The 15,539-nt window shown below is 59.8% G+C and carries 21 protein-coding genes; 7 read left to right on the forward strand and 14 right to left on the reverse strand.

What is annotated here, in order from left to right; all coding sequences use genetic code 11:
• Positions 1-249: 249 nt before the first annotated feature.
• The 6 genes from AC07W4_RS27155 to AC07W4_RS27180 all read right to left on the reverse strand — a co-directional run bounded on the left by AC07W4_RS27155 (position 250) and on the right by AC07W4_RS27180 (position 4,683).
• Positions 250-480 carry a hypothetical protein gene (locus tag AC07W4_RS27155; protein ID WP_007975977.1) on the reverse strand — a complete coding sequence of 77 codons (231 nt, stop codon included), beginning with the start codon at positions 478-480 and terminating at the stop codon, positions 250-252.
• A 131-nt stretch (positions 481-611) separates the two neighbouring features.
• Positions 612-833 carry a hypothetical protein gene (locus AC07W4_RS27160; protein ID WP_008053010.1) on the reverse strand — a complete coding sequence of 74 codons (222 nt, stop codon included), beginning with the start codon at positions 831-833 and terminating at the stop codon, positions 612-614.
• A 126-nt stretch (positions 834-959) separates the two neighbouring features.
• Complete coding sequence (modC, locus tag AC07W4_RS27165) at positions 960-2,039, reverse strand: molybdenum ABC transporter ATP-binding protein (RefSeq protein ID WP_495034642.1); 1,080 nt, start codon at positions 2,037-2,039, stop codon at positions 960-962.
• Between the two features lie 3 nt (positions 2,040-2,042).
• Positions 2,043-2,723 carry a molybdate ABC transporter permease subunit gene (modB, locus tag AC07W4_RS27170; protein WP_046038408.1) on the reverse strand — a complete coding sequence of 227 codons (681 nt, stop codon included), beginning with the start codon at positions 2,721-2,723 and terminating at the stop codon, positions 2,043-2,045.
• Entirely contained in the window at positions 2,724-3,491 is a 768-nt protein-coding gene (gene modA / locus AC07W4_RS27175; protein WP_495034643.1) for a molybdate ABC transporter substrate-binding protein, read from the reverse strand.
• Between the two features lie 124 nt (positions 3,492-3,615).
• Positions 3,616-4,683, reverse strand: a complete 1,068-nt coding sequence (locus AC07W4_RS27180) for an NAD(P)H-dependent flavin oxidoreductase (protein WP_495034644.1) — start codon at positions 4,681-4,683, stop codon at positions 3,616-3,618.
• 213 nt (positions 4,684-4,896) lie between these two features.
• On the opposite strand from AC07W4_RS27180, the gene acuI reads away from it, so the two are divergent.
• A complete protein-coding gene (gene acuI / locus AC07W4_RS27185) occupies positions 4,897-5,880 on the forward strand; it encodes an acrylyl-CoA reductase (NADPH) (RefSeq protein ID WP_495034645.1) in 984 nt (327 codons plus the stop codon).
• Here the strand turns inward: acuI and ada are convergent, their stop codons facing one another.
• The 5 genes from ada to AC07W4_RS27210 all read right to left on the reverse strand — a co-directional run bounded on the left by ada (position 5,881) and on the right by AC07W4_RS27210 (position 9,033).
• Complete coding sequence (gene ada, locus AC07W4_RS27190) at positions 5,881-6,945, reverse strand: bifunctional DNA-binding transcriptional regulator/O6-methylguanine-DNA methyltransferase Ada (protein WP_008053017.1); 1,065 nt, start codon at positions 6,943-6,945, stop codon at positions 5,881-5,883.
• Positions 6,946-7,033: 88 nt separating this feature from the next.
• A complete protein-coding gene (gene alkB, locus AC07W4_RS27195; protein ID WP_495034646.1) occupies positions 7,034-7,714 on the reverse strand; it encodes a DNA oxidative demethylase AlkB in 681 nt (226 codons plus the stop codon).
• Complete coding sequence (locus AC07W4_RS27200; protein WP_495034647.1) at positions 7,704-8,408, reverse strand: 2OG-Fe(II) oxygenase; 705 nt, start codon at positions 8,406-8,408, stop codon at positions 7,704-7,706. Before AC07W4_RS27200 ends, alkB begins: the two co-directional genes overlap by 11 nt.
• Before the next feature lie 117 nt (positions 8,409-8,525).
• Positions 8,526-8,693 (reverse strand): hypothetical protein, encoded by a 168-nt coding sequence (locus AC07W4_RS27205; protein ID WP_008053023.1) that lies wholly within the window; start codon positions 8,691-8,693, stop codon positions 8,526-8,528.
• Between the two features lie 37 nt (positions 8,694-8,730).
• The gene (locus AC07W4_RS27210; RefSeq protein WP_007912251.1) at positions 8,731-9,033 is read right to left on the reverse strand and encodes a DUF1883 domain-containing protein; all 303 of its coding nucleotides are present in this window, start codon (positions 9,031-9,033) and stop codon (positions 8,731-8,733) included.
• Here AC07W4_RS27210 and AC07W4_RS27215 point away from each other — a divergent pair.
• From AC07W4_RS27215 to AC07W4_RS27225, 3 genes are all read left to right on the forward strand, one after another.
• Positions 9,032-9,238, forward strand: a complete 207-nt coding sequence (locus AC07W4_RS27215; RefSeq protein WP_162130370.1) for a hypothetical protein — start codon at positions 9,032-9,034, stop codon at positions 9,236-9,238. The two genes, AC07W4_RS27210 and AC07W4_RS27215, sit on opposite strands and share 2 nt — an antisense overlap.
• Positions 9,235-9,591, forward strand: coding sequence for a hypothetical protein (locus AC07W4_RS27220; protein ID WP_008053024.1), 357 nt, complete (start codon positions 9,235-9,237; stop codon positions 9,589-9,591). Before AC07W4_RS27215 ends, AC07W4_RS27220 begins: the two co-directional genes overlap by 4 nt.
• Before the next feature lie 72 nt (positions 9,592-9,663).
• Positions 9,664-9,894, forward strand: a complete 231-nt coding sequence (locus tag AC07W4_RS27225; protein ID WP_008053025.1) for a hypothetical protein — start codon at positions 9,664-9,666, stop codon at positions 9,892-9,894.
• An 11-nt stretch (positions 9,895-9,905) separates the two neighbouring features.
• Here the strand turns inward: AC07W4_RS27225 and AC07W4_RS27230 are convergent, their stop codons facing one another.
• Both AC07W4_RS27230 and AC07W4_RS27235 read right to left on the reverse strand, forming a co-directional pair.
• Positions 9,906-10,187 (reverse strand): hypothetical protein, encoded by a 282-nt coding sequence (locus AC07W4_RS27230; RefSeq protein ID WP_008053027.1) that lies wholly within the window; start codon positions 10,185-10,187, stop codon positions 9,906-9,908.
• 137 nt (positions 10,188-10,324) lie between these two features.
• Positions 10,325-10,513: a hypothetical protein gene (locus tag AC07W4_RS27235; protein WP_007985505.1), complete on the reverse strand. Its 189-nt coding sequence runs from the start codon at positions 10,511-10,513 to the stop codon at positions 10,325-10,327.
• 289 nt (positions 10,514-10,802) lie between these two features.
• On the opposite strand from AC07W4_RS27235, the gene galU reads away from it, so the two are divergent.
• Together galU and gorA are read left to right on the forward strand one after the other, a co-directional pair.
• On the forward strand, positions 10,803-11,642 hold the full coding sequence (gene galU / locus AC07W4_RS27240; protein ID WP_007985503.1) for a UTP--glucose-1-phosphate uridylyltransferase GalU: 840 nt from the start codon (positions 10,803-10,805) through the stop codon (positions 11,640-11,642).
• Between the two features lie 130 nt (positions 11,643-11,772).
• Positions 11,773-13,131, forward strand: a complete 1,359-nt coding sequence (gorA, locus tag AC07W4_RS27245; protein ID WP_495034648.1) for a glutathione-disulfide reductase — start codon at positions 11,773-11,775, stop codon at positions 13,129-13,131.
• Here the strand turns inward: gorA and AC07W4_RS27250 are convergent.
• The gene (locus tag AC07W4_RS27250; protein ID WP_495034649.1) at positions 13,128-14,138 is read right to left on the reverse strand and encodes a DNA-binding protein; all 1,011 of its coding nucleotides are present in this window, start codon (positions 14,136-14,138) and stop codon (positions 13,128-13,130) included. The two genes, gorA and AC07W4_RS27250, sit on opposite strands and share 4 nt — an antisense overlap.
• A gap of 178 nt (positions 14,139-14,316) precedes the next feature.
• On the opposite strand from AC07W4_RS27250, the gene AC07W4_RS27255 reads away from it, so the two are divergent.
• Positions 14,317-15,255: a site-specific integrase gene (locus tag AC07W4_RS27255; protein ID WP_495034650.1), complete on the forward strand. Its 939-nt coding sequence runs from the start codon at positions 14,317-14,319 to the stop codon at positions 15,253-15,255.
• Positions 15,256-15,539: the final 284 nt, after the last annotated feature.

Here is a 15,539-nt window from a genome sequence, read left to right on the forward strand (position 1 = left end):
CCGCGTCAGCTGGACTCACGACTGCTATGCAGCCGAACGCAGCCTCGCGGGCTCGGCAGCTGCTACAGATCGCATTAGCGCTTAACTGATCGGCATTGGTTCGATTGGATTTGGGCAACAAAAAACCCAGCATCGGGCCGGGTCGTGGGAGAGGGTTGAAGTCAATCAGGCAGCCAGACGCTCGGAAACGTCAGCACCGATCATGCAGCCCGAATCAGGCCTGTCCTCGCACCGTAAATCCGTGACGGATCATCTGAACCGAGGCAGAGGCCGGTCGACAGGCTGGAGAGACGACAGAGTGTGCCGGATCAGCGGCGTGTCCTTTTCGATGTCGTTCAGGCGATCACGAATTCTGAGGGCGGTGGGGTGTCCGCCTTGATGATCGACCCAGTCGGCTATTTCCTTGCAGGCCGCGGCCAAGCGAGCCTGACGGGAATCCAGCAAGGTGAGCAGGGTGGTGATGGACTCTTTTTCGGACATGGGAGACACCTCCGTTCAAGAAACCTGTGTATGGCAGCAAAAAGCCCGCCTGGAGCGAGCTGTCTGCCGAATGGGTTATCGATCCTTCAACTCTTTCAGTATAGACCCGTTAAAAAAATGGCGATGGGCCGTCATCCTTGTCGGGCTGTCACTTGTGATTTAGCGTTCAACTGACGGCAAACACGCACGGCGTCCTCTTCAACCTCGTAGCCATCACCGATAAAGCCTTGGGTGCGGGTATCGGCGATGCGGTACCAGACCGCGGCATCCGGTGGCAGGTGGTCAACTTCACCCTCACGGCGGCCATGGATGATGATCTTGTTGCAACGCTTGACGACGAAAATGTCTTCCATGGCGTCTCCGCAGCGGATTCGTGTTCAGTTCAACTATAGAAGTCATTGCTGATCGTGCAAAAAATAGACAGGTCAATTCGTCGGTTCAGGCGCCGGCCTCTGCCCGGCGCAGTCGTGCCTTCGGATTTACGCCAGCACCGCAACCGCTTTTATTTGCGCCCAGAGTGGCTGGCCGGGATGGACGTTCAATTGATCACGGGAATAACGCGTGATCCGCGCAAGCAGTGGAGTGCCGGCGGCGTCCAGGCGAATCAGCACGTGGGCGGCGTTATCGGCGTTCATTTCACTGACCACGGTGACCGGCAGGCGATTGAGAATGCTGCTGTGCCCGGCATTGTCCAGACTCAGGCTCACATCCCGCGCCTGGACCTTGCAGCGCAGTGCCTGGCCCACGTCCATCGGCGTATGCGGCACGCGAATGTCCAGGCTGGTGTCGGGCAATTGCAGGCTGAGCAATTGATAGTCGGCGTCATAGGCGTTGACGCGACCTTCGATCACCACACCGGCGTCATCCCCCATTGCCAGCGGCAAATCGAGGCGTGCCAGGGTCTGGCCGATCGGGCCGCTGGCCAGTGCCTTGCCGTTGCTGAGCAACACGATATGGTCGGCCAGCCGCGCGACTTCATCCTGGGAGTGGCTGACGTACAGCACCGGGATGTCGAGTTCGTCGTGCAGGCGCTGCAAGTAGGGCAGGATTTCACCCTTGCGCTGGGCATCCAGCGCCGCCAGGGGTTCGTCCATCAACAGCAGTTTCGGGCTGGTGAGCAAGGCGCGGGCGATGCCGACGCGCTGACGCTCTCCGCCTGAAAGGTGTTGCGGGTGCCGGTCCAGCAAATGGCTGATGCCCAGCAACTCGGTGGCGTGGGCCATGTCGACCCGACGCTGTGGCCTGGGGATGCGCTTGAGTCCAAACTCCAGGTTGGCCAGCACCGACAGATGGGGAAACAGGCTGGCTTCCTGGAACACGTAGCCGAGCGCGCGTTTGTGCGGCGCGACGAAGATCCTGTTGTCGCTGTCTTGCCAGACTTCATCGTTGACCTGGATAAAGCCTTGATCGGCCCGTTCCAGGCCGGCGATACAGCGCAGGCAAGTGGTCTTTCCCGAGCCGGAGTGGCCGTAAAGCGCCGTGACGCCACGGCCCGGCAGTTGCAGGTCGACGTCCAGGGCGAAGCCTGAATATCGTAGTTTCAGACGCATTTGAATCATCGATCAGCTCCAGCCCGCTTTGGTTTTACGGCTGGAATACAGCGCCAGCAGGACGACAAACGAGAACACCAGCATCGCCCCGGCCAGCCAATGGGCCTGGGCATATTCCATGGCTTCGACGTGATCGTAGATCTGCACCGAGACCACACGGGTCTTCTCGGGAATGTTGCCGCCGATCATCAGCACCACGCCGAATTCGCCGACGGTGTGGGCGAAACCGAGAATGGCCGCGGTAATGAAACCCGGGCGGGCCAGGGGCAGCGTCACGCTGAAAAAGGTGTCCCAGGGATTGGCCCGCAAGGTCGCGGCCACTTCGAGCGGGCGCGTGCCGATGGCGGAAAAAGCGTTTTGCAGCGGCTGGACCACAAACGGCATCGAATACAACACCGAACCGATGACCAGCCCCGCAAAGCTGAAAGTGAGGGTGCCAAGGCCGAGTGACTGGGTAAGCTGTCCAAGGAACCCGTGAGGGCCGAGGGCCAGCAACAGATAAAAACCAATCACCGTCGGTGGCAGCACCAGGGGCAGGGCGACAATCGCCCCGACCGGGCCGCGCAACCAGGAACGGGTGCGCGACAGCCATAACGCTATCGGAGTGCCGACAATCAGCAGGATGACGGTCGTCAGGGACGCCAGTTTCAGGGTCAGCCAGATGGCGGAAAAATCGGCACTCGATAGCGACATTTAGATTTCGTAGCCGTAGGACTTGATGACAGCTGCCGCTTTCGGCCCCTTGAGGTAGTCAACCAATGCCTTGGCGGCCGGGTTGTCCTTGCCCTTGTTGAGAATCACGGCGTCCTGTTTGATCGGGTCGTGCAGGCTGGCCGGAACGATCCAGGCCGAACCGCTGGTGATCTTGCCGTCCTTGTAGATCTGCGACAGGGCGACAAAACCCAGCTCGGCGTTGCCGGTGGAGACGAACTGGTAGGCCTGGGTGATGTTCTGGCCTTCAACGATCTTGTCCTTGACCTTGTCGGTCAGACCTTCCCTGGCCAGCACCTGGGTCGCCGCCAGGCCGTAAGGCGCAGCCTTCGGATTGGCGATGGACAGGTGCTGGTATTCGTTCTTTTTCAGCACATCGCCCTTGGCATCGACGTAGCCTTCCTTGGCCGACCATAGCGCCAGGGTGCCGACTGCGTAGGTGAAGCGCGAACCCTTGACGGTGTCGCCTTCGGCTTCGAGTTTTTTCGGGGTGCTGTCGTCTGCCGAGAGGAACACTTCGAACGGCGCGCCGTTTTTGATCTGGGTGTAGAACTGCCCGGTGGCGCCAAAGGCGGTGACCAGTTTATGCCCGGTATCCTTTTCGAAATCAGCGGCGATGGCCTGGATGGGCGCGGTGAAGTTGGCGGCGACAGCCACCTGGACTTCGTCCGCCTGGGCTGAGCCGAAGGCGAATACGGCGAGCAGGCTCGCCAGGCAGGTCGGGGCAAAACGTGAGGCACGAATGGTCATGAAACGGCTCCGTTAAAGGCAATTGCGGCAGGGGTAAATCGTTATGTACATAAATATATAGCGAATTGCCTTTGAACGGAATGTGTTGCTGCGCAATTGTATACAATTTTAATGAGACTGATGCTCAGGAGCGACCTGACAGCCTCGCTAAACCTTCTTCAGCCAGTTTTCGAGTCAATGCTTCGGTGCTCAATTCAACGCCGAGAGTAAATGCCTGGCCGGCCCAGAGGTTGCTGAAGTCCGCTTCACCTTTGGCCCGCAACGGCATCAACGCGCCACCGGCCAGGGGGAAGGCCGGGGCCTTGGCGCTCATGGGCCCCAGTTCACGCATCACCCGGTTAAGGATGCCCCGGGCCGGGCGACCGGTGAACACGTTGGTAACCGCCGTCTCGCTTTCCTTGGCGGTGCGCAACGCTTTGTGATGGGACGGGCTGACCTTGGCTTCCGTGGTGAACAGGTACGCCGTGCCCACCTGCACCGCCGAAGCGCCCAGCATGAAGGCGGCGGCGACGCCTCGTGCATCAGCGATGCCGCCAGCGGCAATCACCGGCACTTTTACAGCATCGACGACTTGCGGCACCAGGGCGAAAGTCCCCACCTGGCTGCTCAGGTCATCGCTGAGGAACATCCCGCGATGGCCTCCGGCCTCAAAACCCATGGCAATGATTGCATCGCAGCCATGCTGCTCCAGCCACACCGCTTCTGCGACGGTGGTGGCCGAGGACAGTACCTTCGCACCGGTGGCCTTGACCCGGTCGAGCAGGGATTTTTCCGGTAGGCCAAAGTGAAAACTCACCACTTCAGGGCGAAATTCTTCGATCACTTGGCAGGCCGCGTCATCGAACGGCGCCCGATTGGACACGGGGGTTGGCGCATCGAAATCGGCGCCGAGTTCCTGGTAGTAGGGTTGCAGCAGGTTTTTCCAGTTCTGCGCGCGTTGCTCATCAGGGGCTGGAGGCTGATGACAGAAGAAATTGACGTTGATCGGGCGCCGGGTGTGTTGGCGGATGGTTTTGAGCTCTTCGCGCAGTTGATCCGTGCTGAGCATCGCCGCTGGCATCGAGCCCAACCCGCCGGCATTGCAGGCTGCAATCACCATGGACGAGTTGGTGGCACCGGCCATCGGCCCCTGAATGATCGGCAGTTCGATCCCGAGCAGGTCAAGAATGCGGGTATCTGGCCATGGGTTCATGTGCTGTGTTCTCCGACGTTGAAGCAGGGCAGGGACGGTAGAACAGGATTTGTAACGCAACGATTGGCGCAAGGCCAGTCGTCATTTCAGTTCGCCAGGCTTTCTTCGGCGCCCGATGGGTTGGCTGATTGGCTTAAAGTCGGGTACGGCAATCCGTTGCCATGTGTTATTTCAATGGTTCCACCACCAGACTGATTCCATTGAGAGGCCGTAATGTTCAAAGGCATTTTGATCGACAAAGACGACAGCGGTTACCGGGCCACACTGCAGGAGATCCAGGACGATCAGTTACCCGAGGGCAATGTCACGGTGCGTGTTGCCTACAGCACGCTGAATTTCAAGGATGGCCTGGCAATTACCGGCAGCAGTCCGGTGGTGCGTAAATTCCCGATGGTGCCGGGCATCGACCTGGCCGGTGTCGTCGAAGCCAGCGGGCATCCGGACTACAAGGTCGGTGACCCGGTCCTGCTCAATGGCTGGGGCGTAGGGGAAGGGCATTGGGGTGGACTGGCGCAGAAGGCACGCCTGAACGGTGACTGGCTGATTCCGCTGCCCAAGGCGTTTACCGCGGCCCAGGCGATGGCCATCGGTACGGCGGGCTACACGGCCATGCTGTGCATCCTCGCGCTGGAGCACAACCGTGTGACGCCAGGGCAGGGCGAAGTTCTGGTGACTGGCGCCAACGGCGGCGTCGGCAGTTTCGCCATCGCCTTGCTGAGCAGGCTCGGTTACCGGGTGGTCGCGTCCACCGGACGGACCTCTGAGCACGAGTACCTGAAGCAACTGGGCGCCAGCGAAATCATCGATCGCGCCAACTTGTCCGAGCCGGGCAAGCCGTTGGCCAAGGAGCGCTGGGCGGCCGTCATCGACTCGGTCGGCAGCCACACCCTGGCCAACGCGTGCGCCAGCACCAAGGCCAATGGCACCGTCGCGGCCTGCGGTCTGGCCCAGGGCATGGACTTTCCGGCATCCGTTGCGCCGTTTATCTTGCGCGGCGTGACCCTGGCCGGCATCAACAGCGTGACCCAGCCCAAAGCCAGGCGCGTGGAAGCCTGGAATCGCCTGGCCCGGGATCTGGACTTCAACCTGTTGCCGCTGATCAGTCACGAAATCGGCTTGAGCGATGCCATCGAAGCCGCACCACGCTTGCTGGCCGGGCAGTTGCGTGGGCGCGTGGTGGTGGATGTCAATCGCTGATCACTGCGACTCACGCTCCAGCAGCTGGCGTTTGCGCTCGACCCCCCAGCGATAGCCCGACAGATTGCCATCGCTGCGCACCACGCGATGGCAAGGGATCGCCACGGCCAGGCTGTTCGCACCACAGGCCTGGGCCACGGCGCGAACGGCTTTTGGCTGACCGATGCGCTGGGCGACATCGGCGTAGCTGGCAGTGCTGCCCACGGGAATCTCCCGCAGTGCTTGCCAGACACGCTCCTGAAACGCCGTACCGCGTACGTCCAGGGGCAAATCGAGGCCAATGGCCGGCGCCTCGATAAAGCCGATCACCCTGGCAATCAATTGCTCGAACTCATGATCGGCACCTATCAGGTTGGCGCGGCGGAATTTGTCCTGCAGATCACAGACCAGTTGATGCGGATCATCGCCCAGCAGGATCGCGCACACCCCGCGTTCACTCTGCGCCACCAGAATCGCGCCCAGCGAACACTGGCCGACGGCAAAACGAATGTCATTGTTTTGACCGGCCGCGCGGTAGTCCCCGGGTTTCATTCCCAGCAGTTGGTCTGCCGCTTCATAAAACCGGCTGTTGGAGTTGAAGCCGGCGTCATACAGGGCATCGGTCACCGAACCGCCGTCCGCCAGTCGCTCGCGTACCTTGCGTGAGCGATGGGCGTCGGCGTAGCCCTTGGGCGTCAGGCCGGTGACGGCTTTGAACACGCGATGGAAGTGGAAGCTGCTCAAGCCCGCCGCCTCGGCCAATTCGCCCAGCGCAGGCAGCGTTTCGGCGCTTTCGATCTGGCGGCACGCGGCGGCCACGGTGGCGGCATGTTGCGCGGCGAGTTCGCTCTGATCCTTCGCCGCGCGCTTGCTCGGACGATAACCCGCTGCCCGGGCCTGTTCGGCGCTATCGAAGAATTCGACATTCTGTGGTTTGGGCAAGCGCGCCAGGCTGCTGGGGTTGCAGTAGATGCCCGTTGTCTTCACGGCATAGACAAACTGCCCGTCAGCCTTGGGGTCGCGTGCGACCACGGCGGCCCAGCGCGGATCGTTTTCGATGGTGATCTTGGTCGATTGGGTTGTCATGGCGTCAAGTCCATTGAGGGGGTTGCCTGCACATTAACCATGGGGCAATTGCCACACACTCCGGCGCTTGCGGTCAAATTCGATGCCTTTATCCGGCGGTACGGAAAGTGAAGTTGATGCGTTGCTCGCCCAGCTTCGGATGATGGCCGTCCTTGATCGGCAGCACACCGTGATAACGCAGGCGATCCACGCCACCCCAGACCACGATGTCACCATGGAGCAGGGGAACGCGCTGACTTTTATCGCTGCGTACAAAGCCGCCGAACAGAAACATCGCCGGCAAACCCAGGGATACCGAAACAATGGGGGCTGCGTAGGAATGTTCGTCCTTGTCCTGATGCAATGACATTTTCGCCCCGGGGACATAGCGGTTGATCAGGCAGGAGTCTGGCGCAAAATCGGCGAAACCCGCTGCCAGTGCCGCCGCTTGTGCCAGTTGGAAAAACACCTCGGGCATCATTGGCCAGGGCTGGCCGGTTTGTGGATCGTCATGGGTGTACCGATAACCGCTGCGGTCCGTGGTCCAGCCGAATGTGCCACAACTGCTCAGGGCAACCGACATGGTGAAACCGCCGGGTGTGACCATCTGCCGAAACGGCGCGGCCGCCAGCACTTCGTCCAGGGCAGGCAGCAAACGCTCGAGCCAAGGCAGGGCGAAGCCCCTGAGTACGTAGGACTGTTCGCCGATCTGCTCGCGCCTGGGCTGTTGCTCGGGCTCCGTATCGGCAAACAGATCGAAAGTCAGCGGATTCATGGGCTCATGACGCATCGTGAAAGATGATTCCAAGGGTATGCCGTTTGCCGCTGTGCAGGCGACTCACGCCGTGGCGCAAGGTCACGCGGTAGTAACCGCGAGTCCCTTTGACCGGCCGCTGATTGACCGCAAAGATCACCCCGTCACCTTGCTTCAGGCCGATAACCATGGGGCGTGACTGCATTCGCGGGCGCTGTTCGGTCAGGACAAATTCGCCGCCGGTGAAGTCTTGAACCGGGTCTGACAGCAGAATCGTCACTTGCAGCGGGAAAACGTGTTCACCGTATAGATCCTGATGCAAACAGTTGTAGTCCTGCGGACCATATAGCAGCAACAAGGGGGTCGGACGGTTCTGACCAGCGGCATGGCAACGTTCGAGGAAGGCTGGATGGTTTTCCGGAAAACGCTCCGGCAAGCCCAACAGTTCTTGCCAGCGATTGGCGATGGGCACCAGTCGCGGGTAAAGCGCGTTACGCAAGCGGGCCACAAGTTCCGGCAGCGGGTAGCTGAAATACTTGTACTCACCTCGGCCGAACCCATGGCGAGCCATCACCACGTGGGCGCGAAACAGCTCGTTTCGAGGATACAAGGCGCTGACCTGCTCGCAAGCCTTGTGGCTCAGCAGTGACGGGATGACGGCGTAACCGTCCTGATCAAGTTGCTGCTCCAGCCGGGGCCAGTCCAGCCTGTCCAGATATTGCTCGCTCATTGCCGGGCCTCTTGTTGTTGAGGTGGCCAGTCTGCAAGGCAAAAATAAAGCTGGCACTCCGCTGCTTGCGGTCGAACTGCGAGCGGGAAGCGACGTCCATTGTCGCTCCGGATCGTGTTACAGCGCTTTGCTGACGCTGATTTCGCTGATGACGTCGTCCTGTCCATGAATGGCATCCAGCGCCGCCCTGGCTTCTTCCGGGGTGCCGTTTTCAAGCTGGGCAAACTCGAAGCGGCGCTCGCCGTTGAGTTTGTATTTGATGACGTACTTGGTCGTTTGGGCCACGGTTGTATCTGCCTGTCTTGTGTTTCGGGTTCGCTGATCAGCTGAGTTTCGTGCTGGAGCGGCGAATGATTTTGATCGAGTGCGTCAGGGTGGGTTTGCGCGTCACGCTGATGGCGCGGCGGTTGACGGTGTCGATCGTGATGTTCCAGAAGCCGGTGCTCGGGGCCGTGATGCGGGCCGGAAACGTGTCGAATGCACCGCCGTGATAGGTGTGACGGCCGCCATTCTTGAAGCTGCGGAAGTTGGCGTCGTTCATCAAGCGGATGTTGCACATTTGGGAGCATTGAATGACGACAATGTCGTCTTCATTGAGGTGCTCGCGCTGATGGATAAATTTCATGGGGCGCCTCCAGAAGGGCTTTTTCTACAAAATCAAAACGATAGCATGGGCGATTGGCGCAGTTTATCAGCCCGAACGCCTTATTATCCGGCCGCTTCGACAATTAAAAACGCTTATTTCACATTTGATGAGCGATAAAGCAGTTTGTCTCGGAGAAAAATTGCAGTTGCGCTGTCCGAGCTTCTTTATCGGAGGTTTGGTATGAAGTGGGGTTTGTGGTTGTTGCCGATGGCATTGACGATTAGTGGTTGCGCGAACGTCTCGCAGATCAACGAGTCCTTGCCGACGATGAACGTGATTTCCGGCAAGAAGCCCCATGAGTATGCGCAATGCCTGAGCGAAAAGCTGGCCGATAGCCGTGGCGCCTTGCAGATCCAGCCGCACAAGGATGGCTTGCGCGTGATCGTGCCGCTCAAGTTCTCCTCCGGTCCGTCTGCCGTGTTTGACATTGAAGAACGCTCCGGCGGCAGCAGCATCAAGCTGCACGAGAGCATGTCCAATGTCCCGGTGCGGCCAAAGGACGTACAGAATGCTGCCAACGAGTGCATTTCCGGCTGATAGACTATCGACCATCAGCACCGATGCCGCCCAAGTCCTGCTTTGGCGGCATCGTTATTTCTGGAGTCGAACATGAAGCGAGAGCAGGTCCGGGAGCGCCATGCAGAGGGTTTGATCTCTGCCACCCACGTGATTCAGAACCCGGCGGAGCTGGGAGAATGGATCGTTTTTTTCAAGAAAAGCGCCGGGCGCAGCTATTTCCTGGTCGATGACAATGATGAGGTCGAGTCCTTCAGCCGGCTTGATGATCTGATCGATACCGTGCGCGGGCTTGGAATCAAATTCGCCGAAATCCATATGTAGGGCGCGGCGCCTTACTTGCAGATCACCACGACGTTGCGGCTCTTGAAGTTGCCGACATCGGCGCCGAGGGTCTTTTCGCTCTCCTGGAGCGAGGGGGTGCCATCGGTTCCGACAATCTTGTAGCCGGTGCCCGCGCAGGACGCATCGGCCTTTTCGTAGCACGCCGCCCAGGAATTGGCTTCCCCGGAGCAGTCAATCGACAGACCTTGCTCTCCGTTAGCCAGGTAGGTTGGTTCCGACGTTGCGCAGCCGCTCAGGGCCAATACCGTTAGCAAAGGCAAAACTCTATTCATGGCTTGATCATCGTCAGGGGAGGGGGCTAAGGCTGAGACAGCGTCCCAGGTAAAAGGTTATAGCGAAAGGCCACTTCTTTTTCGGTATCCATGAAAAAGCCCTGCGCTAAGGCAGGGCTTTTCCCGTCGGGCGTCGATCAGCTCTTGTCCTTGCCGCGTCGCTTGGGTTCCGGGTGCTCAAGCTCCAGCACCGAGGCCACTTCGATTGCCAGGGCTTCAGAGGGGAAAGGCCCGGCGATATTTTCACCGGCGACACTGGCCACCCACCATTGGCCGTCCTTCTCTTGATTGATCAGGAATCCGTTGACGCTTTTTACTGCCGACATCTACTTGCCTCGTTGTCTGGTTCAATCGCGCCATGATACCGCCAAACGCACTCAAGGGGTGTCGATGGGCGTATGGTGGTTGGTTCCGGGCGGTAGAAAACCGTGCATTTGCGCAAGTCTCTGCTATGCATAAGAGGCTGCGCAGCGACCTGCGCATCGCAGCAGGGAACTATCGGCAAGAATATTTCTCTATGTTGGCATCGGTTAGCCAGCGCGGGGCATTGTAAGGTGCACGCCGCCTGATTAGACTGCGCCGAAACTCGTACACACAGCCCTTTCAAGGACTTATATGATCAAGAAATGCTTGTTCCCAGCAGCCGGTTACGGTACTCGCTTCCTGCCAGCGACTAAAGCCATGCCCAAAGAAATGCTGCCGGTGGTGAACAAGCCACTGATCCAGTACGGCGTCGAAGAAGCACTGGATGCCGGCTTGACCGAAATCTCCATCGTCACCGGTCGCGGCAAGCGCGCCCTGGAAGACCACTTCGACATCAGCTACGAGCTGGAAAACCAGATCAAGGGCACCGACAAGGAGAAATACCTGGTCGGCATCCGCAAGCTGCTCGACGAGTGCTCGTTCTCCTACACCCGCCAGACCGAAATGAAAGGCCTGGGCCACGCAATCCTCACCGGCCGCCCGCTGATCGGTGACGAACCGTTCGCCGTGGTACTGGCGGACGACCTGTGCGTCAACCTCGAAGGCGACGGCGTACTGACCCAGATGGTCAAACTGTACAAGCAGTTCCGCTGCTCGATCGTGGCCATCCAGGAAGTCGATCCGGCAGAGACCAACAAATACGGCGTAATCGCCGGCGAGATGATCCGCGACGACATCTACCGCGTACACAGCATGGTTGAAAAACCAAAGCCGGAAGACGCACCGTCGAACCTGGCCATCATCGGCCGCTACATCCTGACCCCGGACATCTTCGACCTGATCGAACAGACCGAGCCAGGCAAGGGCGGTGAAATCCAGATCACCGACGCCCTGATGAAACAGGCCCAGAACGGCTGCGTCATGGCGTACAAGTTCAAGGGCAAGCGTTTCGACTGCGGCGGCGCCGAAGGCTACATCGAAGCGACCAACTTCTGCTTCGAGAACTTCTACAAGACGGGCAAGGCTTACTGATTGCTTTTGACCTGACTGTATTGAAAAGCCACCTTCGGGTGGCTTTTTCATTTTCAGGCCCCATATCGACTGCAACGCTTGCCCAGCAAATGTCTGCAGGTATGCTGGTCACCTGCCGAGGAGATTGAATATGGCCTACGATTTTGACCTTTATGTGATTGGTGCCGGTTCCGGCGGTGTGCGGGCTGCGCGGTTTGCCGCCGGGTTCGGGGCGAAAGTGGCCGTGGCCGAGAGCCGCTATCTGGGCGGGACCTGTGTGAACGTCGGCTGCGTGCCGAAAAAATTGCTGGTCTACGGTGCGCACTTCGCCGAAGACTTCGAACAGGCTTCCGGTTTTGGCTGGAGCCTGGATGAGGCGCAGTTCGACTGGCCGACTTTGATCGCCAACAAGGACCGCGAGATCAATCGCCTCAATGGCATTTATCGCAACCTGCTGGTCAACAGCGGCGTGACCTTGCATGAAGGTCACGCGAAGATCGTCGACCCGCATCAGGTCGAGATCAATGGCGAGCGTTTTACCGCCAAAAACATCCTGATCGCTACCGGTGGCTGGCCGCAGATTCCGGAGATTCCAGGGCACGAGCATGCCATCAGTTCCAACCAGGCGTTCTTCCTCAAAGAGCTGCCCAAGCGGGTGCTGGTGGTGGGCGGTGGCTACATTGCGGTCGAGTTCGCCGGGATCTTCCACGGCTTGGGTGCCAAGACCACGTTGCTGTATCGCGGCGAACTGTTCCTGCGCGGCTTCGACGGTTCCGTGCGCAAGCATTTGCAGGAAGAATTGACCAGGCGCGGCATGGACCTGCAATTCAATGCGGACATCGAGCGCATCGACAAGCAGGCCGATGGCAGCCTGAAAGTCACGCTCAAGGACGGTCGCCAACTGGAGGCCGATTGCGTGTTCTACGCCACGGGTCGTCGTCCGATGCTGGACAATCTGGGGCTGGAAAACACCGGGGTCAAACTCGACAGGAAAGGCTTTGTCGAGGTCGACGAGCTGTTTCAAACCGCCGAACCGTCGATCCTGGCGCTGGGCGATGTAATCGGGCGTGTTCAGCTGACACCGGTGGCCCTGGCTGAAGGCATGGCGGTTGCACGGCGCCTGTTCAAACCAGAGCAGTATCGTCCGGTGGATTACAAGATGATCCCGACGGCGGTGTTCAGCCTGCCGAACATCGGCACCGTCGGTTTGACCGAGGAAGAGGCTCGCGAAGCCGGCCACGAGGTGCAGATCTACGAAAGCCGCTTCCGGCCGATGAAGCTGACCCTGACCGAATGCCAGGAGCGCACGCTGATGAAGCTGGTGGTGGACGCCAGGACCGACAAGGTCCTGGGTTGCCACATGGTCGGCCCGGACGCCGGTGAAATCGTCCAGGGCCTGGCGATCGCCTTGAAGGCCGGGGCCACCAAGCGCGACTTCGACGAAACCATCGGGGTGCACCCGACGGCCGCCGAAGAGTTCGTCACCATGCGTACGCCGGTCGCCGGCTAGTCGTCCTTCGTTGCGTCTGCCGCTGCCGCGAGGTTGGCGGCCAGACGCACGCGTTCTTCCAGATCCGCCCGGGTCTTGGCCAGATCCATTTCCAGTGACCTGTTGAGCTGCGACTGCTCGTCGACGTTCTGTTTGAGTGCCTGGCTTTCCAGCAGGGCGACGCGCAGGCGTTCCTGGAGGAGGGTGCGCTCGCCGTCGACGCGGGTGGCCTGTTCCAGCAACTGATCCTGGCGGGTATTGCTTTGCTTGAGCTGTTCTTGCAACAAGCTCAGCTCGCGCAACGTGCCGCAGTTTTCAGTCAGCAAGCGTTCGTTGTCGCGGTGCAACTGGGTGATTTCATCCTGGCGTACCAGCGCGCTTTGTTGTGCCTGGCGCAGTTCCATCTGTAGCTGCTGCACCTGGCCTTCGTGGCGACTCATTTCCTGTTCGCGTTGTTCCTTGACCGCATTGCGGTAGTGTTCGAGCGCGTCGCGAGTGTGCAGGTGTTTTTCCTCAAGGGAGCGGATCTGCTCGTCCTTGTCTTTCAAGCGCAATTCGAAATCGGCCAGCGCCTGGTTCAGCCCGGCGTTGCGGGTCTGCTCCGTTTGCAGCAGGGCGCGGGTTTCTTGCAGGGCCTCGGATTCCTGGGCCAGCGCCAGGCTTTGGAATTCGTATTGCTGGTGCAGTTCGCTGTTGGACTCTTGCGCTTCGCCGAGTTGGTTTTCCAGCGCCTTGCGTTGTTCTTCGTACTGCGCGCGCGCCTGGTCGATGGGCTCCTGCGCCTGCTCCTTGAGTCTTTGTGCGAGCCGCGCCACCAGCGCCATCAGTTCGTCGTCGATCGGTTCCGACGGCGCTTCGGCAGGTTCGACCCTGTCATCGAGCTCCTTGAGGTAGCGATGAATCGTGGTTTTCGAGCCGGTATTGCCCATCTCGATGCGTACGGCATCGATGCTGGGGTTTTCGCCGCGGGCGAGGATCGCCAACCGAGCGGCTTGAACCACCGCTTTATTTACACCGCCGCGTGCCATGAGATCTCCCGGGTTTTGATGATGTGGTACGTACCACGTAAATACACATTGTACCATTCATTCAATAAAGTTAAATGTTGAATGTAGCTGACACGGGATATACTGGTATTACCCCGTGTGATACACCCGGTACCGGTGTTTGACCCGTCAAAGCGGTATGAATTCAAGAGTTGACCCCATGACTGAGCTGGATCGTTACCTGCAAGCCGCGACGCGCGACAACACCCGTCGCAGCTATCGGGCAGCCATCGAACACTTCGAAGTGACGTGGGGCGGTTTTCTGCCGGCCACCGGCGACAGTGTGGCGCGCTACCTGGTGGCCCATGCCGGGGTGTTGTCGATCAATACGCTGAAACTGCGCTTGTCGGCATTGGCGCAGTGGCACAACAGCCAGGGTTTTGCCGATCCCACCAAGGCGCCGGTGGTGCGCAAGGTGTTCAAGGGCATTCGCGCGCTGCACCCGGCCCAGGAGAAACAAGCCGAACCTTTGCAGCTTCAGCATCTGGAGCAGGTGGTCAGTTGCCTGGAGCAAGAAGTGCAGACCGCCAGGGCTAAAGGCGACCGACCGGGGTTACTGCGGGCCAGGCGCGATATGGCCTTGATCCTGCTGGGCTTCTGGCGCGGCTTTCGCAGTGATGAGTTGTGCCGGCTTCAGGTGGAGCACGTGCAGGCCAGTGCCGGTTCCGGCATCAGTCTTTATCTGCCGCGCAGCAAGAGTGATCGCGACAACCTCGGCAAGACGTATCAGACACCGGCCTTGCAACGCTTGTGTCCGGTGCAGGCTTACATCGACTGGATTACCGAGGCGGCACTGGTACGGGGGCCAGTGTTCCGTGGCATTGACCGCTGGGGGCATGTGGGCGAGGAGGGATTGCACGCCAACAGCGTGATTCCGTTATTGCGTCAGGCGTTGGCGCGAGCAGGTATCGCGGGCGAGCTTTACACCAGTCACTCCTTGCGTCGCGGTTTTGCCACCTGGGCGCATCAAAGTGGCTGGGATCTGAAGTCGCTGATGAGCTATGTGGGCTGGAAGGACATGAAGTCGGCCATGCGTTACATCGAAGCCAGTCCGTTCCTCGGCATGACTCACATCGCCCTGGATCCACGCGATCCGTAGTTGCATGGCCTGCCTGACACACCGCGAGTTCTGAATTCACGACCGCTGCGCGGCCGGACGCAGGCTTCGCCAGCTGCTACAAAGCGCGTTTTCTATCGGGTGTCGAGGAAAGGCCCAAGGCGCCATGGATTTCCCCCGCGCAACCACGTTGCAACGCGATCCGTAGCAGCTGGCGAAGCCTGCGTTCGGCCGTGCAGCGGTCGTCAACCCGGCTTGCATGGCCTGCCTGACACACCGCGAGTTCTGACTTCACGACCGCTGCGCGGCCGAACGCAGGCTTCGCC

It is taken from the genome of Pseudomonas sp. GW821-FHT02A08 (genome assembly GCF_059422045.1).

Bases quoted from the DNA above. Each gene is read 5' to 3' on its own strand.
- AC07W4_RS27155 (WP_007975977.1), bottom strand. From the start codon at position 480: ATGTCCGAAAAAGAGTCCATCACCACCCTGCTCACCTTGCTGGATTCC.
- AC07W4_RS27160 (WP_008053010.1), bottom strand. From the start codon at position 833: ATGGAAGACATTTTCGTCGTCAAGCGTTGCAACAAGATCATCATCCAT.
- modC (WP_495034642.1), bottom strand. From the start codon at position 2,039: ATGATTCAAATGCGTCTGAAACTACGATATTCAGGCTTCGCCCTGGAC.
- modB (WP_046038408.1), bottom strand. From the start codon at position 2,723: ATGTCGCTATCGAGTGCCGATTTTTCCGCCATCTGGCTGACCCTGAAA.
- modA (WP_495034643.1), bottom strand. From the start codon at position 3,491: ATGACCATTCGTGCCTCACGTTTTGCCCCGACCTGCCTGGCGAGCCTG.
- AC07W4_RS27180 (WP_495034644.1), bottom strand. From the start codon at position 4,683: ATGAACCCATGGCCAGATACCCGCATTCTTGACCTGCTCGGGATCGAA.
- acuI (WP_495034645.1), top strand. From the start codon at position 4,897: ATGTTCAAAGGCATTTTGATCGACAAAGACGACAGCGGTTACCGGGCC.
- ada (WP_008053017.1), bottom strand. From the start codon at position 6,945: ATGACAACCCAATCGACCAAGATCACCATCGAAAACGATCCGCGCTGG.
- alkB (WP_495034646.1), bottom strand. From the start codon at position 7,714: ATGCGTCATGAGCCCATGAATCCGCTGACTTTCGATCTGTTTGCCGAT.
- AC07W4_RS27200 (WP_495034647.1), bottom strand. From the start codon at position 8,408: ATGAGCGAGCAATATCTGGACAGGCTGGACTGGCCCCGGCTGGAGCAG.
- AC07W4_RS27215 (WP_162130370.1), top strand. From the start codon at position 9,032: ATGGGGCGCCTCCAGAAGGGCTTTTTCTACAAAATCAAAACGATAGCA.
- AC07W4_RS27210 (WP_007912251.1), bottom strand. From the start codon at position 9,033: ATGAAATTTATCCATCAGCGCGAGCACCTCAATGAAGACGACATTGTC.
- AC07W4_RS27220 (WP_008053024.1), top strand. From the start codon at position 9,235: ATGAAGTGGGGTTTGTGGTTGTTGCCGATGGCATTGACGATTAGTGGT.
- AC07W4_RS27225 (WP_008053025.1), top strand. From the start codon at position 9,664: ATGAAGCGAGAGCAGGTCCGGGAGCGCCATGCAGAGGGTTTGATCTCT.
- AC07W4_RS27230 (WP_008053027.1), bottom strand. From the start codon at position 10,187: ATGAATAGAGTTTTGCCTTTGCTAACGGTATTGGCCCTGAGCGGCTGC.
- AC07W4_RS27235 (WP_007985505.1), bottom strand. From the start codon at position 10,513: ATGTCGGCAGTAAAAAGCGTCAACGGATTCCTGATCAATCAAGAGAAG.
- galU (WP_007985503.1), top strand. From the start codon at position 10,803: ATGATCAAGAAATGCTTGTTCCCAGCAGCCGGTTACGGTACTCGCTTC.
- gorA (WP_495034648.1), top strand. From the start codon at position 11,773: ATGGCCTACGATTTTGACCTTTATGTGATTGGTGCCGGTTCCGGCGGT.
- AC07W4_RS27250 (WP_495034649.1), bottom strand. From the start codon at position 14,138: ATGGCACGCGGCGGTGTAAATAAAGCGGTGGTTCAAGCCGCTCGGTTG.
- AC07W4_RS27255 (WP_495034650.1), top strand. From the start codon at position 14,317: ATGACTGAGCTGGATCGTTACCTGCAAGCCGCGACGCGCGACAACACC.